13 protein-coding genes are annotated in these 15231 nt (G+C 59.8%); 4 read left to right on the top strand and 9 right to left on the bottom strand.

Features of this window, described 5'->3' with window-relative positions; translation table 11 throughout:
* Window positions 1–4: 4 nt before the first annotated feature.
* The 5 genes from Mhypo_RS08210 to Mhypo_RS08190 all read right to left on the bottom strand — a co-directional run bounded on the left by Mhypo_RS08210 (window position 5) and on the right by Mhypo_RS08190 (window position 4806).
* Window positions 5–1096 carry an MraY family glycosyltransferase gene (locus Mhypo_RS08210; RefSeq protein ID WP_119340820.1) on the bottom strand — a complete coding sequence of 364 codons (1092 nt, stop codon included), beginning with the start codon at window positions 1094–1096 and terminating at the stop codon, window positions 5–7.
* Window positions 1097–1227: 131 nt separating this feature from the next.
* A complete protein-coding gene (gene upp / locus Mhypo_RS08205) occupies window positions 1228–1854 on the bottom strand; it encodes a uracil phosphoribosyltransferase (protein ID WP_119340819.1) in 627 nt (208 codons plus the stop codon).
* Between the two features lie 104 nt (window positions 1855–1958).
* A complete protein-coding gene (locus Mhypo_RS08200; protein WP_119340818.1) occupies window positions 1959–2822 on the bottom strand; it encodes a phosphotransferase family protein in 864 nt (287 codons plus the stop codon).
* Between the two features lie 12 nt (window positions 2823–2834).
* Entirely contained in the window at window positions 2835–4082 is a 1248-nt protein-coding gene (locus Mhypo_RS08195) for an MFS transporter (protein ID WP_119340817.1), read from the bottom strand.
* 37 nt (window positions 4083–4119) lie between these two features.
* Window positions 4120–4806: a GntR family transcriptional regulator gene (locus Mhypo_RS08190; RefSeq protein WP_119340816.1), complete on the bottom strand. Its 687-nt coding sequence runs from the start codon at window positions 4804–4806 to the stop codon at window positions 4120–4122.
* A gap of 359 nt (window positions 4807–5165) precedes the next feature.
* On the opposite strand from Mhypo_RS08190, the gene Mhypo_RS08185 reads away from it, so the two are divergent.
* Entirely contained in the window at window positions 5166–6167 is a 1002-nt protein-coding gene (locus Mhypo_RS08185; protein ID WP_119340815.1) for a TAXI family TRAP transporter solute-binding subunit, read from the top strand.
* A gap of 248 nt (window positions 6168–6415) precedes the next feature.
* Window positions 6416–8779, top strand: coding sequence for a TRAP transporter permease (locus Mhypo_RS08180; RefSeq protein WP_119340814.1), 2364 nt, complete (start codon window positions 6416–6418; stop codon window positions 8777–8779).
* A 303-nt stretch (window positions 8780–9082) separates the two neighbouring features.
* Here Mhypo_RS08180 and Mhypo_RS08175 read toward each other — a convergent pair whose 3' ends face one another.
* Window positions 9083–9769, bottom strand: a complete 687-nt coding sequence (locus Mhypo_RS08175; RefSeq protein ID WP_119340813.1) for a hypothetical protein — start codon at window positions 9767–9769, stop codon at window positions 9083–9085.
* Window positions 9770–9890: 121 nt separating this feature from the next.
* Between Mhypo_RS08175 and Mhypo_RS08170 the strand changes: the two genes are divergently transcribed.
* Complete coding sequence (locus Mhypo_RS08170) at window positions 9891–10253, top strand: DUF4160 domain-containing protein (protein WP_119340812.1); 363 nt, start codon at window positions 9891–9893, stop codon at window positions 10251–10253.
* Window positions 10254–10401: 148 nt separating this feature from the next.
* Complete coding sequence (holA, locus tag Mhypo_RS08165) at window positions 10402–11340, top strand: DNA polymerase III subunit delta (protein WP_119340811.1); 939 nt, start codon at window positions 10402–10404, stop codon at window positions 11338–11340.
* On the opposite strand, the gene Mhypo_RS08160 is transcribed toward holA, so the two are convergent.
* From Mhypo_RS08160 to Mhypo_RS08150, 3 genes are all read right to left on the bottom strand, one after another.
* Entirely contained in the window at window positions 11337–12299 is a 963-nt protein-coding gene (locus Mhypo_RS08160) for a calcium/sodium antiporter (protein WP_119340810.1), read from the bottom strand. The genes holA and Mhypo_RS08160 overlap by 4 nt on opposite strands.
* A 401-nt stretch (window positions 12300–12700) precedes the next feature.
* Window positions 12701–13483 carry a hypothetical protein gene (locus tag Mhypo_RS08155; protein WP_119340809.1) on the bottom strand — a complete coding sequence of 261 codons (783 nt, stop codon included), beginning with the start codon at window positions 13481–13483 and terminating at the stop codon, window positions 12701–12703.
* Window positions 13476–14801 (bottom strand): CHASE2 domain-containing protein, encoded by a 1326-nt coding sequence (locus Mhypo_RS08150; RefSeq protein WP_170148252.1) that lies wholly within the window; start codon window positions 14799–14801, stop codon window positions 13476–13478. The genes Mhypo_RS08155 and Mhypo_RS08150 overlap by 8 nt, the downstream gene beginning before the upstream one ends.
* Window positions 14802–15231: the final 430 nt, after the last annotated feature.

Genomic DNA, 15231 nt, shown 5'->3' with positions numbered 1-15231 from the left:
GGGGCTACTGCGCGGTCTCTTTCCACACCGCCCGTAGCTTGCGCCAGACGGTAAAACCCAGCAGCGATGCAGTGCCGATAGCGGTTACCGCAATTACAGCATAATTGACCCCCTGAACCCACATAGCGACCAAGTTCAGGGCCAGTGTAATGATCCACAAGGTTACAGTGGTACGGCGCTGGGAGAAGCCCCGGGCCAAGAGCCGGTGGTGGATGTGGTCTTTACCGGGGGTAGACATGGGGTTTTGCCGCTTGAGAAGGCGGCGGATAAACACCTGCGAAGTGTCCAGAATGGGCAGCAGCAAGAACAGGGCGGTAGGAACCAGTGAAAAAACCGTCGTGACCTTGAGGCTGCCCAACAAAGCGGTAGCAGCCAGCACATAGCCGAAGAAATAGGCGCCGGCATCACCCATGATGATCTTGGAAGGGAAGAAGTTGTGCCGTAAAAAACCCAAAGCCGCTCCTGCCAGTGCGGCCAGTACCAGGGTGGCTGCCGCCCACTGGGGGTTCTGGGCCGAAACGGCGAGCAAGCTCATGGCGGTGATATAAGAAATTCCTCCGGCCAGACCGTCTACGCCATCCATCAGGTTCACCGCATTGGTTATGCCCATTACCCAGAATATGGTTAGCGCCGTACCCCAGAATGGATCGAGGGCTGTTCCGAACGCGGCATTAAAACGAATGCCAACAGCAACCAGCAGCAGGGCACACAAAAACTGCACCAGGAGTCGAAACAACGGTGGCAAGCTAAACTGGTCATCTACAAAACCCACCAGTACCAGAATGGCCCCCCCCAACAAAATGGCCAGTACCTGTACCTGCACTTCCTGAATCAGAATGGGGCGCAGGGCAGTGGCTACCACCAGTGCTGCCACCACGCCAGCAAAAATGGCTAAACCTCCGGCATTGGGCAGGGGTTCCTTATTCAGGCGGCGGGCATTGGGCTGATCGGCCCAGCCCACTTTGAGGGCAAACTGTCGCACCCTGGGCATAAAGCGCCAGGTTACGGTCCAGGCCACCACAAATGTGAAAACCACAATCAACCAGCCCGAACCGGTGGGGTTGGCGATGCCGATAGATTTTAGAAACTCGGTCATTCCAATCGCCTTAGCTTATCGCGTGCAGGTGAGGAATGGGGCTGCATGCGCGCGTTTTTCCAGGCTTTGCCTGAGCCAGAAGCAATAAACGGGGCCAACCCAATATCTTGGCCAGACGAAGGGCCGGGATGTCATTTGGTACCATAAATCCGGTCTCCAGCATCGCCCAGGCCCGGCACAATGTAGCCGTGGTCGTTGAGGTGGCTATCCACAGCCGCTACCACAATTTCTACATCGGGGTGTGCTTCCTGTACCCGCTTGATGCCTTCAGGGGCGGCGATGATGCTCATCAGCTTGATGTGGTGGGCCCCCTTGGCTTTCAGGATTGAGAGCGCGTGTACTGCGCTACCTGCGGTGGCGAGCATGGGGTCGGTGAGGAAGACCCTGCGCTCGGCGATATCGGCGGGGAGTTTGCAATAATACTCCACCGGGTTGAGGGTCTGTGGGTCGCGGTAGAGCCCAATATGGCCCACCTTAGCGGCGGGCACCAGCTTGAGAATGCCATCCACCATAATCAGTCCGGCCCGCAAAATGGCCACTACCGCCAGTTTTTTGCCTGAGAGCATGTGAGCGGTCATGGTGGTGAGGGGGGTTTCGATGGTGACGGGGTCGAGCTCGAGGTCGCGCATGGCCTCGTAGGCCATGAGCATGGTGACTTCTTCCATCAGCTCGCGGAACTCTTTGTTGCCGGTATTTTTATCCCGAATGATAGCCAGCTTGTGCTGAACCAGGGGGTGGTCTACTACCGTCAGTTTCATGGTGGCTGAATCGTAACACCCGGTTGCAAGGGAGAGCAAATGACCAAGGTTATCCTCAGCATTTTGCCTTTGGCCTTAGGCTTTTGGATACACGTTGGGATACTTCAGGCCAACTCAGGACTGAAATTCTGGTAGAAACGCAGAGCCTTGGGCATCTTGTCGGCTACAGCAGCCTCGAAACCAGTGGGTTCTTTGGTGCGGAACCAGTGCATGTCGTGCAGGTAGGTAAGGGGTACCCAGAAGCGCAAGCGGCGCCAGAGCACCTTGGGCTCCGGGTAGCCGCGCACAATGTGTTGCAAGGCAGCCAGGGCTTTTTCCTCGCCCAGCAGAACCAGCGTTCCGGTGGTCAGGATGGCCAGGTCGCGGGCGGGGTCGTCGGGCTGGGCGCGCACCCAGTCCACTACCAGGGCTTCGGGCACGTCCTGGGCCTCGGGGTGCTTCAAGAGAATGTTGGCGGCGTGGGGGTCGCGGTGGCAGAAAGCCTGGGGGGTTCCGGCGACTTCTTCAATATGTTGCCGCAACCAACCCACCAACTGCTGGGCCTCGGGAAGGTCGTGCAGGGTGCCGCCAAACTGGTTGAGGCGGTCTTGCAAGCGGGAGCGGCTGACCACACCGGGCTCCCGGATGGCGTGCAGTCGCACGAAGAATCGGGCCAGCTCCTCCAGGGCGGCCTGGTTAAAACGTTCGGGGGTGAAGTTGGCCCCAGGATAACGCTTGGTGACCAGAATGCCGTGCTGATTGAAAGTGTAGACCTCCACCACCCACTCGCCCAGCCCCGCTTTGGTCATGTTGAGGGCTTCCAGACGGGCGGCGTAGATGCCGCCAGGTTCTGTAGTCTGGGGTGGGTAGATTTTGAACACCAACCCATCGCCCGCAAAGGTGCGGGCTTCGGCCCCACCTACAAGCGGCGTGAGAGCCATCTGGTATCGGGCCTCGAGGGCCGGTAATATCTCCACCTCGCACAGCATACCCAGGCCGGGTCAGTCCGAGGCAACCTGGGGGGTGGGTGGGGGTGGCTCCACTTTGGGGGCCGGCGTGGGGGCCAGCACCTTGGGCCAGGGAAAGCGGATCATGACCAGTGCAGCCATGAGGGTAAGCAAGCCCATCACGGCCACGCCCCAGCGGGCCCCCAGGGCATCGATCAGCAAGCCCGAAAGATAGGCCCCCAGCGGCCCGGAGCCCAGCAAGACCATCGAGTACACCGACATCACCCGCCCCCGGATGCGGTCGGGCGCAATGAGTTGGACGGTGGTGTTGGAATTAAGCATGGTGGTAATCATGCCCAGTCCGCCGATGCCCAGCACCACCGCTACCCAAAGGGTGGGGAGGGGTAGGGCCAGGGTAATCAGCGAGGCGCCCAGAATCATGCTGCCCAACACGGCCCGCATGGGACGGGCCCTGGAAGCGATGGCTTGCACCAGGGCAGCTACGATGGAGCCGAGGCCCACCGCCGACATCAAGAAACCGAATCCCTGCGCATCGAGGCCGAGCTCGAGCCTTGCATACGAAGGCACGATGGTCTGAAAGTTCATGCCCAGCAAGCTGGTCAGCCCTACCAGCACCACCACCTGCCGCACCAGGGGGTGCCCCCAGACAAAGCGCAAGCCCTCGAGGGCATCCTCCACAACCCCGTTGTGTTGGGGCTGTGGTTTGTTGCTGGGTGTGATGAACAAAACCGCAATCAGCGGAATGAAGGAAAGCGCGTTGGCCAGGTAGCTCCAGGAAAGGCCAAAACCCGCAATGAGCAGCCCGGCCAGGGCCGGCCCTACGAGCCTCGAGGTGTTGAAGCCAAAAGAGTTCAGAGCGATGGCGCCAGGGTAGCGCTCTTTGCCCGCCAGCTCCACGGTGAAGGCCTGTCGCACCGGCAAATCCATGGCATTGAACAGCCCGTAAAGAAAGGCAAACACCAGCACCTGTTCATAGCGCACCAGCCCGGTCACGATCAGGGCGAACATGCCAAAAGCCAGCACCGCCATGCCGCCCTGGGTGATGAAGAGCAGGTTGCGTCGGCTGTAACGATCTGAGAGTACCCCGGCTGGAATCGAGAAGAGCAACGAGGGTAGAAACTGCAAGGCCACCACCAGACCCAGCCGCTCGGCGCTGCCGGTCAGTTCCAGCACCAGCCAGCCCTGGGTAGCGGCTTGCATCCAGGTGCCTAGCTGCGAAAGAAATAGCGCAATCCAGTATGTTCTATATCTGGGGTCACGTAATAAGGCCAGCGCTAGCACCCGCCCATCATACCCCTAAACTGACCGGCGGGTCAGTTTATTTTGATGTGGAGGGTTGTGTTTGGTCGGAGGCTAGCCAGCTTTCCAGGCTTTCCCGAATGCGCTTGAAGTGTTTTTGTAATGCCCTGGCGGCTTGTGGGGCGTTGCGGGCCTCGAGGGCTGCCAGTACGGCCTGGTGTTCGAGGTATCCCCGCTCGAGCTGGGCCAGGTCGTGGGCCGCCGATTCCAGCGCCAGGTGCGACTGATCCTTGAGCAGCCCCACCATCCGCTCCAGTACGAGGTTGTGGCTCAGGGTGCCCAGCAGTTTGTGAAACTTAAGGTCGGTGGCCTGATAGCCCTCGAGGTCGGCTTCCTGGATGGTTTTGGCCTGGGCTTGCAAAACATGATTCAGCAGCGCCAGGTCTTTGGCGGTGGCCCTGGTGGCCCCCAGTCGCACCGAGGCCACCTCCAGCGCCTCTCGAGCCTCCAGGATTTGTAGCGCGTCCTCGAGGCCAAAGTGGGCAACCACCGCGCCCTTGCGGGCTTCCTCCTGGGCCAGGCCATCGGCTACCAGTTGCAGCACCGCTTCGCGCACCGGGCTGCGTGAGACTCCGAGTTGGCGGGATAGCTCGGGGACGCTCAAGGCATGGCCGGGCGGCAACTCCCCCTTCAGAATCTGGGTGCGCAATATGGCATAGGCCTTGTCGGCCAGGCGTTCGGATTGCAGTTTGACTCGCGGCTTCATAAACCGTCAGGGTTGGCCAACAGGGTCTTTGGGCTGTCGCTCAGTTTGAGCCGATGGTTGCAGGCCTCGAGTCCCATGCCGCAGACAGAGTGCTTTCGGCCTTTGGCTTTGGCCTCTGGATAGGGATATTTCTGAAAAGTGCAAACTTTGGGTTTACAGGACATAAACGGGCTTCACTCCAACTTTATGTTTTGGGTTGCGCTCTATCTGCGGACATTATGGCGTCTGCCCCTTGACATGTTACATGAAATATGTAGACTGTCCACAGCCGGAAGCATAACCCACAACACATCGGGCTAAAGCGGTGTTTGGGGTGGTCAATTAAGCCTGTCTTGATCCGGTCTTCAGGAGGTCTTTCAATGAAGCTGTGGAAACTGTGGGTAATTTTCTTGGTTCTGGTGCTGGGGACTGCCCTGGCCCAGCAGCGTCCCAGGGTGGTTATTCCTACCGGTAGCACCGGTGGGGTGTTCTTTTTTTATGGGCAAGCCATTGCCAAGCTGCTAAGCGAGGCGGGTGTGGCCGATGCCACTGCCCAACAGACCGGTGGCTCCTACGATAACATTCTGCTTTTGCGAGACCGCACCGACCCTCGCTCCAATACCTACTACTGCGCCCTGGCCACCACCGACTCCGCGCTGGTCACCTACACCGGCGAGGAGCCGCGCTTCACCCAGCGCAAGGCCGACATGCAGCGCATCATGTTCTACATGTATCCGAGCCTGATTCACATTGTGACCACCGAAAAGTCGGGTATCAAGTTTGTGGGTGACCTGCGGGGTAAACGGGTCTCGACTGGCCAGCCCGGTTCCTCCACCGAAAACCTGGCTTTATTGGTGCTCAAGGGTGCAGGTGTGGATGTGCGTGAGTTTGCCAAGCGGGAGCGCCTGCCCGCAGCCGAGTCGGCCAAAGCTCTTTCGGAAGGCACCATAGATGCCTACTTCTGGGTGGGTGGTGTGCCGACCGCCAGTGTGGTTGAACTTGCCCAGAGCCTGGCTCGTAAAGGTGACCAGATCAAGCTGGTAGACTCGCCGCGCACCGGCCCCACCGCGCAACTCCTACAAAAGGAGTTCCCCGGCATCATTACCACGGGTGTACTGCCCAAAACAGCCTATGGCACTAAGGACAATGTGTTTGCGCTCTACACAGGCAACTTATTCCTCTGCCCAGCCTCCATGCCCGACGACCTGGCTGCTGCCATCATGAAAGCCGTCTTCAGTAATCTACAAACTCTGGTTACCGCTACCGCCGCGGCCCGCGATACCACCATCAAGAACACCGTGGATCTGGTCAACCAGAAAGTCGCGATTCCCTTCCACCCGGGCGCTTTGCGCTACCTGCGCGAAACCGGGGCCCTGAAGTAAAGCAAGCGTTATTGCGAAGCTCCCTCGAGCCTTTTGGGGGAGCTTTTTTCTCAAAGCGCCCGCCACCTTCAGTGCGTGCTTTAGGCTTTGTGGTGCTTAGTCCCACCTTGGGCCTTCCAGCGGCTCTCGAGGCCCGCACTGGCCAAAAAGACCGGCCAATGGAGAAAACCTCGAGCCCTTATGTGCAAAAACGCAGACCAAAAAGCGAGATATAATCACGCTCACCAACCCGGCTTTTAGGAGGCTTCATGGAAATACCTCAGGACAGTACGGGCCGAACCACTCGGATGGGGCGGGTCATCTGGGTAATTTTGCTTGTTGCAGCGCTTTTTAGCATGTATCTGGTGGTACATCCCTTTACCCCGCTGAGCCGTCTGGATATCAGCATCCTTGACCAGGTACAGCTGCGCCGGGCTACCCACGTTCTACTGCTCCTGGTAGCAGGGTACCTGATTACCTCTCGCCTTCCTGCTGCTCGGCGCACGGTGGGCTCATGGGTTTTTGCGGCCCTCACCCTGCCTTTTCTCTACACCTTCTGGGTGCCCAATGTGCCGGGGGTGGATATTCCACTGGCTGGCAAGCTGATGGGAACCCTGGCCTGGGCGCTGGCGGTGCTACCGGCTTTGTTGCCGCAGATGCGCCGCTATACCGATATTGCCGCTGCGCTGCTGGCCATCGCGCCCTGGGCCTACCAGGTGCGCTATTACGAAGAGCTGGTCAACCGAGCAGTCATCCCGGCGGGCTGGGATATGGCCATGTCCTTCAGCATTATCATTCTGGTGCTGGGGCTGGTCTCTCGTTTGCTGGGCCCCATTATGCCCTCGTTGGTGCTTATTTTCCTGGCCTACAACATGTACGGCCAGTACGTGCCCGGTACGTTCCGTGGGGCCAAAAACGGTATTGACCTGATCCTGGGCAAGACCTACAACGAAACCGAGGCCGGTATCTATGGTCTCATCACCGGGGTATCGGCCAAATACCTGGTCTACTTCACCATTCTCTCGGGGTTGATAGGTGCGCTCGGGCTAGGGCGGGTGGTGGCCAACATGGCCCTGGCGATGGTGGGCCGCACCCCACAAACGCCCGGGCGGGTGACCGGCATTGCTTCGGTCTTCATGGGCATGTTCAGTGGCTCGGGGGCTGCCGACACTCAGTTTGTGGCTACCCTGACCAAGCCGCTCTACGAAAAAGCCAACTACGACAAGATGATCGCAGCGGGTCTGGTGGCGACCGCAGGCACCATTGCGCTGATCACCCCGCCGGTGCTGGGCAGCATCGCCTTTGTGATGGTGGAAATCTTGCAGATCAGCTACCTGTGGGTGGTCATCATGGCCATTGGGCCCATGCTCTTGTACTTGCTGGGCATCCTGACCTTTAACGAGTTCTACGCCCGCAAGGCCAAGCTGCCTCCTGTGGGAGCAGACGAAACGCTGCGGCGTAGCTATGCTCTTCGTTACAGCACCATCTTTGTGCCCATCGTCCTGATCGTGGTGATGCTCTTTTTGGGTACGGAGGTCTCGACCGCAGTGTACCTGGCCTCCCTGGCTTTTATCCTGGTCTGCTATCTCGACCCCACTCTAAGGCCTGCACCCCTGGCCGAGGCCATGCGGAGCCCGGCCTATAAGGTGGGCTTACCCCTGGGTATTGGGCTGGCCCTGGGGGGTGCTTTTTTGCCCCTGCTGGCAGGCTGGGACCTGGGCAGAATACCCGTTCTGCCTGTAACGCTGGCGGTGCTGGGGCTTTTGCTGGGCACCTTCGTTTACCCGGCTATTGCCACAGGTAAGCTGCGGGGAGCTATCGAACCGATTGCGCTGGGGCTGGCTGAAGGTTTCCGCCAGCTGATTCCCATTGGCTCGGCCATTGTGGCGGCCAACCTAATTTTCGGCATGATGGTGATTACCGGCCTGCCCTCCAAGTTCTCCATCTTTCTGGGCCAGGTCTCGGGGGAAAGCCTGTTGCTGGCCACCCTGGTGACTGCCCTCTTCAGCCTGATTTTGGGGATGGGTGTGCCGCCGACGGCAACCTACGTGCTTACCGCCTCGCTGACCGCTCCGGCCATCATTAAAATTGCCGCTTCTAACTTCCAGGGGTATGGCCTCGAGCCCCAACAAGCCGTGTTGGCCGCAACGCTAGCCACCCACATGTTCCTCTTCTACTACGCGGTGCTGGCCGACGTGACCCCACCGGTGGCGCTTTCTGGCTATGCGGCGGCCTCGGTGTTCAAAACCAACCCCATCCTGACCGGGGTGTATGCGGCGCGGGTGGCGCTGGCCAAGTACATCATCGGCTTTTTCTTCCTGCTCTCCTTTACTGGAACCGGTTTGCTGGTCTTGCCGATTGTGCAGAACGTACCGGGGATCGAGGGCTGGCTGATTATTCTCGAGCGCTTCTTCTTTACCGCTGTGGCCATTGTGTTCCTGGCAGCAGCGACGGTGGGCTACACCCGCCACCCCTTACAACGCTGGGAAAGCTGGGTGATGGGTCTCCTGGCCCTGGCCCTCTTCTACCCGTACCCTAACCTCTGGATGGCCTTCATTCCGTTTGGGCTGGGTCTCTTGTTTTTTCTGCGGGGCGAGCAAAAGGGAACCCCACGGCCCCAGGCTGCAGATTAGGTCTGCACCGCTCCGTTGGCCCCCTACGAGATGGGGGGCTGGTTGCTGGGAATACCAGATTCGGTTAGTTCGTCACCCTTTGGTGACGAACTAACCCGACCGAAGTTATCCGCGTAGCGGAGGGCGATACCGCCCCTTGGAAGTTATCCGCGTAGCGGAGGGCGATACCGCCCCTTGGAAGTTATCCGCGTAGCGGAGGGCGATACCGCCCCTTGGAAGGGAGACGCTTTCTTCGCCGACCGTTCGGGAGGGGTGTGCTCTGGGATTCAAAAAGATAGCCTCTGGGGTCTTCGGTTTTGAAAACTATCTTTTTGAGTCTGGCATAAGGGCAGTTTGGTAGAGCCATAGCCGCTCTGGCCGCACCAGGGGTAGCTGGCTTTTGCTAAAGCCCCAGAAGTTGGGTGTGGCCTCGGTGGGGGATTGCCCGCGCAATAGGGCTTCTAGCTGCCCATTCTGGGCAAGCTGACGCAGTTGAGCACGGTAGCCCAGTAAAGTTTGGGGGCTCAGACTGGGCCTGGACTGGGCCTCGCCGGGCCAAAAACCGAAGAGCAGCTCCAGGTCATTATCAAAACCATCGCCGTCGGAGTCGAGCCCATCCTGGGTGACTTCCTGGATAGCCTGGCGAACCTGTACTGCGTTGAGCTGAAAGATGCTGCGGGCTTCGGGGCTGTCGGCAGCCACAGTTTCATCCAGCATGCGGCGCACGATGACCTGATAGTCCCGGCCAAAAGGATTGAGCTGTTTGGCACTTTCCTGGCCGATGTGGCACAGCGCACAGGTGGCCTGGGCGGGCTCGAGGTGGTAGCGCACCGCCAACTCCTGGAGCGACGGTACCCCAAAGCGCAGGGGAGGGGTGGCGGCGGGGATGAGCCCCAGCGCATCGGTGTAGCGCCCGCGCTCCCGGAATACCTCGCCCAGACCGCGCCAGCTATATAGCGCGAAGCTGCCCAACAGGGCCACGATCAACAGAAGCCGCAGGCGGTTGTCCACCAGGCTTCAATCTATACGAAAACAGCCAGTACGAGGGTGGGCTGGTTTATGCAAGGATTGTGTAACGCCCAGGATGGTCAGAAGCACCGCAAGCCAGACCAGGGGCCGCTAAACTTTAGCCATGTTGACGCTCATGCGCCGGGGTGGTTTTCGCTTCTATGTCAAGTCGGGCAGCGCCCAGGAAAAACCGCACATTTTTGTGACCCGCGACGGCGATACCTGGGCCAAGTTCACCTTGAAGCCCGTGAGCGTGGTCATCAACAGCGGCTTGGCCCGCAACGAGCTAACCCGGCTACAGGGGGTAGTGGCCGACCTCGAGCCCCAGCTTTTACAGCTTTGGTGGGAATACGCCAGCACCCAGGGGGTCAAACCAGAAGCTGAAAAGTCGGACAAGCACGGGCATAAACCCGCAACAGCAGGTGAAACACCGCCAGCGCGGGTGGAGTCTTCTTCTGAAGCGGCGGCGCTCGAGCCTGTGGTTTGAAACAGTAAGAAAGCAAAGGCCGTGCTTTAGTTTCGTTGTGCTAAAGAGCCCAGAAAACCTCGGGTTGGTTCCAACAGGGTGAGGACTTTTTGTCGGAGGCTCTTGACCCCTGACCCCTGGACCCCCTTTTGGTATCCTGCCTCTGGGCATGATTCAGGTTTTTACCGGCGATAGCTTTCTGGCCCGTGAGGCCCTGCTGCAAGAGGCTCGCTTGCAGGGTCTGGCCCCCCGTATGATGCCCCCCGAACCCGCCCTGGTGGCCCAGGAGGCCAGCGGGGGGCTTTTTGGGCCGGGCGGGGCCCTGGTGGATTTGCGCGACCTGAGCGAGACCGAGTGGAAGCCCCTCAGGGAGGTGCTGGAGGCCGTGCCACCCGATGCGGTGGTATTGTTGCTCGACCCCCGGCCTACGGCGGCCCGCAGCAAATGGTATGCCGACAAAGCCCAAAAGCGCGACCACCCCACCCCCGGCCCCAAGGAGATGACCAACTGGGTCATCAACCGCGCCCGCCACTACGACCTCAAGCTGCCGGGGGCCATCGCATCGTATCTGGCAGGCTTGGTGGGGGGTAAGGGCAGCGCCGAAAACCCCGCTATGGGGCTCGAGGCCCTCGAGCAGGAGCTCAAGAAACTCTGCCTGGTGTCGCCCCCCATTACGCTCGAGAAAGTCCAGGCCCTGGCGGCCCTGGATGCCCCCATATCGGGCTTTGACCTGGTGCGCTCGATCACAGAAGGCAAGCCCACCCAGGCCTTCAAGTATGCCCGAGAACTGCTCGAGCGGGGTGAAGATCCCCTGCGCATCCTGGGGGCACTCTCCTGGCAGTATGTGCGGGTGGCCAGAGCCTGGGCGCTATTACAGGACGACCCCATGCTAGGAGAGGGCATGGCTGCCAGCGCCCTGGGTATGCACCCCTACGCGGCCAAGCAAACCCTCCTCCTTGCTAAAAAGATGACGGCTGAGGCCGTTGTCCAGGCCCTGGAAACTCTGATGGGGGCCGAGGAAGCTGCCAAAACCGGCAAGGATATGCGCCTAGCTCTGGAGCGAGCCATGGCCCTATTGGCCCGCATTCACCAGCCAGCGGCGCATTAGGTGGCCGTTCGGATGAGCAGGGCCACATAAATCACGTACAGCCCCAGAAAAACACCCCCTTCCCTGCGGCCCAGCCGGAACCCGGTGACCAGGAAAGGCCACAGGAGCACGCTGGCCCCGAGCATCACCCACAGGTCGCGCTGGATGCTCTCCCAGGGTAGGCCAACGGGCTGTACCAGGGCCGTAATGCCCAGGATGCCCAGGATGTTAAAGACATTGGAGCCTACAATGTTGCCCAGCGCGATGTCCGGCTCGCGACGCAAGGCGGCGGTAATAGAGGCGGCTACCTCCGGGAGGCTGGTGCCCAGGGCCACGATGGTCAGGCCAATGATAAGTTCAGGAACCCCAAAGGCCCGGGCCAGCTCCACCGCGCCGATGGTCAGCAGGCGGGCCCCCACCCCCAGGAGCACCAGCCCCAACACCACCCCTGCGTAGGTTTGCCAGCTCGCCTGAACAGGCCGACCATACTCCTGGTCGAACTCGCCCTGCACTTCGGCGCTTTCCCCCGCGCTGCTGCGGTACAGGAACCCGATGTACAGGCCCAGCAAGACCACCGACAAGAGCCCCTCCAGACGGCTTACTTGCTGGTCGAAGTACAAAAACCAAAACAGCAGCAAAGCCGCCCCGATCATGATGGGCACCTCGCGCTTGATGAACTGGGCCTGGGCCCGGATGGGCGCTACCAGGGCCGTGACCCCCAGGATGAGCAGCACGTTCAGGATATTTGAGCCCACCACGTTGCCGATGGCGATGTCCGGACTGCCCGTGAGCGCAGCAGCCAGACTGGCGGCCAGCTCGGGGCTGCTGGTACCAAAGGCCACCACCGTCAGGCCCACCACGATGGTGCTGATGCCCCAACTGTGGGCCAGCACCACCGCATTTTTTACCAGTGTTTCGCCCCCAAAGTAGAGGAGTACAATCCCCCCCGCAATCAGCAAGAAGTTGAGCGCAAACTCCATGCCGAGTAGGGTAGCAGAAACGGTGCGGGTTTGCCGGGGTGTTGGGAGGTTTTAGCCCACAGCACATGGCTGATTGCCAATCGCCATAGGGGGGGTGCTTCGGCCGCTGGGCTATGATACCAGATTCGGTTGATTCGTTACCATTCGGTAACGAATCAACCCGACCGAAGGGAGTCCTCTAGGATTCAAAAAGACAACCTATGGGTTTTTTGGTTTTGTGAACTGTCTTTTTGAATCCGGTATGAGGTGAAGCGCCTATCTTTCCTGATAGGAAACTACCAGGTAGAAAGTTCCAGCTAAAGCCAGCGCCGATGATATAGCACGATACCGATAGCCCACCTTCTGGATTGTTGGGCTCCCGATCGTGGCTCATAGCCGCGTCTCGACGAACAAAACGACCTTCAGCGGTAAGTGCCCCGGAACTCCTGGCGCATCTGGGCTTCCAGGATGCGGGCTAGCTCGGTACTTCCAGCAGCCAGCAGGTAGCTGTAGGCGGCAGGGGCGTATCCAATCTGGCCGGTGAGCCAGAGGGCCAGGGCGGCCTCGAGGGGGTTTTCCACCGTGACCTCGCTGGCGAAATGCACCCAGCGCACCGGAGCGGCATAGACCACTACCCCTGAGCGATTGACTGCTTCGATGCGGGTAGCCCTCCTGAGCAGAGTGCTGGAAACCGCAAAACCCTCACGACCCACTTCGATTTGGGCCAGTTCTTGCTGGCTGTCGAGCACGCGCAGGGATTGTCCGGCAGCAACCACCAGATAAAGGGTCTCCAGGCTGTAGTCGGTGGGCACGTACAACACCGGTACGCTCCCCTCCGTACCCCGGCTCTTGGCTTCTTTGATAAAAGCTACTTCGGCCTGTTTTTTGCAGACCCCAATGTCCTGGCAACTGGCTACCAGGTTCTGCCAGAACGACTTGGGCCGGGCCACCTCGAAGCAAGCAGCTCCCCTGGCTTCCAGCGCAAAAGCCCGCACCCCGTACAAAAGCCGTCCCTTGCCCGCGGTGATGCACAGGCGGTCGCCGGCTTCCAGGTTCAGCACCAGGGCGGGGCCGCCGCTGCGGGTGTAGGTTTGTACGGTCTGGTCGGGACGCTCGAGCCTGGCCTTGCCCATCAGCTCGAGGCGGGCCTGCTCGGCCAGCCCCAGCGAACCCAAAAAAGCCAGGGCCAGGAAAACCCTAACCATCCCCTGTGCCCTCCACGATTTCCTTGAGTTTATCGGCCACTTCCTGGCCTTTATCGCTGGTTTTGCTTTCATCTTTTTTCCCTCCGGCAAATAGCTTCAAGAGTAAAGCGCCCATCTGGAAGGCCACAATTGGGTAGAGGTAGTCCAGAAAATGGCCGGTGTACTGCAAAATCAGCACGCCGGCCAAAAACAAAAACCAGGCCGCGATAGCGGTCTCGATCAGGGCCTGCACGAAGCCCTGGAAGCGGCTGGACTTGAGCCAGCCATCGGTGATGGAATAGGTCAGCCAGAGGGCCAGAAACACCACCAGCGGCACCAACAGAAGCACTGGCCCCCAGCCCAGGGTTTCGGAAAAACTGCGATAGGTGGCCAGGGTCAGGAGGGCATTCACATGAATATCAATGCCCTGTACCGGCCCGATGGCGCTGAAGTGGACGTCATCGGCCTTGGGGTAGGTGCGCCCTACCAGAAACAAAGCCCCCTGGGTTTCCTCGGACTGCACCAGCCCATCGTTCAAAAAATCCAGCCCTTCTATCACCACCAGGTTGGGCCAGAGCTGGCGGCCTTGGGTATGGGCTCTGAAGCGCCGTATTTCGCGATAAATGATGCGCTTACCGTCGGCTTTTGGGCTGCCCGAGGCCACCGCCTGCTGGCAGCGCTTGCCGTCCTGTAAATCTATACCCAGCCCCAGGCAATATAGCCCCAGCGAAGCCGCTACCGGCTGGCCGGATTGGGGCCGGGGGATTTTTCGGGTTTGCCCGTCGCTATCGTAGAAAACCTGTGCTTGTACGGCGTGGAGGTTGGGGTTGAGGCGGCCCAGCGGTTGACCCAATACCTCGGTGTCGGGCAGCAGTAAGGGGGTTTGGATTTGCTTCAACAACGCCAGCAACTCCCGGTCTCCCGCCGACAGCACCCCCCCTTCGTTGCTGGGGTGGCGCAGGTCGAAGTCCAGGAAGATGCCTTTGGGCGTGTAGGTCAGAATTTTTTGGGTCAGGCGGGCCAGTTGGCCCCGGTTGAACACATAGCTGTCCGGGCTGAGCTGGCCGATACTTTGCTGCTCGAGCTCCACCAACACCACCAGCGGAAAGTCCCGAATGGGAACCGGCGAACCCCAGCGGTGCACCACCCGGGTCAGACGGTCCAGCGAAGCCCCTTGCGGCCCCTTGATAAAGGCGCCAAAAGGTCCCAGCAGGTTGTTGCTCAAGATATACGACGAGACCACCATCACCAGCACCACCAGTCCGGTGCGCCAGAGGGCTTTGCGAACATGGGGTGATAGCCCCCGTCGCCGAGAAGGGGTAGGGCTCGGCTTATCCACCCCACAAACCCCCATCGCGGCGCGGATACAGGAAACTCCAATCTTGCGGCATAGGGCTGGTCATAACTCCAAAACGCAACATCTAGTAGAGATTGGGGCCAATTGCACTAGGCGTTGTGTCCTTCAGGACAATAAAAAGCCGATGAAAAAAGGGTTTGTACCGTGATATACTACAAATCCACCTTTTTCGCTGGGTTAACGCCGTCTCCTGCATTGCTTAGCTTGCTTTCATCTCCATCTAACATTGGAGAATGAAGGGTGGCAACTTACTCTGGCGGTGCTTTGCATGGGGCGCATTGGGGGCTGGCCAATTCCCTGCCTTGTAGGGCTGGGCGTGGGGTGCTGGATGGGTTTAGCCCAACCCATGCCCAAACCCGAAACCTATGCCCTGGTGATTGGCATCAACAACTACCGCCCCTACCCCGAAACC

It is taken from the genome of Meiothermus hypogaeus (assembly GCF_003574035.1).
Classification (GTDB): Bacteria; Deinococcota; Deinococci; order Deinococcales; family Thermaceae; genus Meiothermus; species Meiothermus hypogaeus.
The sequence above is the reverse complement of the archived record's forward strand: the minus strand, read 5'-3'. Positions and strand labels throughout refer to the sequence as shown.

Coding starts and splice junctions, on each gene's coding strand:
- Mhypo_RS08210 (WP_119340820.1), bottom strand. CDS start 1,096: ATGACCGAGTTTCTAAAATCTATCGGCATCGCCAACCCCACCGGTTCG.
- upp (WP_119340819.1), bottom strand. CDS start 1,854: ATGAAACTGACGGTAGTAGACCACCCCCTGGTTCAGCACAAGCTGGCT.
- Mhypo_RS08200 (WP_119340818.1), bottom strand. CDS start 2,822: ATGCTGTGCGAGGTGGAGATATTACCGGCCCTCGAGGCCCGATACCAG.
- Mhypo_RS08190 (WP_119340816.1), bottom strand. CDS start 4,806: ATGAAGCCGCGAGTCAAACTGCAATCCGAACGCCTGGCCGACAAGGCC.
- Mhypo_RS08185 (WP_119340815.1), top strand. CDS start 5,166: ATGAAGCTGTGGAAACTGTGGGTAATTTTCTTGGTTCTGGTGCTGGGG.
- Mhypo_RS08180 (WP_119340814.1), top strand. CDS start 6,416: ATGGAAATACCTCAGGACAGTACGGGCCGAACCACTCGGATGGGGCGG.
- Mhypo_RS08170 (WP_119340812.1), top strand. CDS start 9,891: ATGTTGACGCTCATGCGCCGGGGTGGTTTTCGCTTCTATGTCAAGTCG.
- holA (WP_119340811.1), top strand. CDS start 10,402: ATGATTCAGGTTTTTACCGGCGATAGCTTTCTGGCCCGTGAGGCCCTG.
- Mhypo_RS08160 (WP_119340810.1), bottom strand. CDS start 12,299: ATGGAGTTTGCGCTCAACTTCTTGCTGATTGCGGGGGGGATTGTACTC.
- Mhypo_RS08155 (WP_119340809.1), bottom strand. CDS start 13,483: ATGGTTAGGGTTTTCCTGGCCCTGGCTTTTTTGGGTTCGCTGGGGCTG.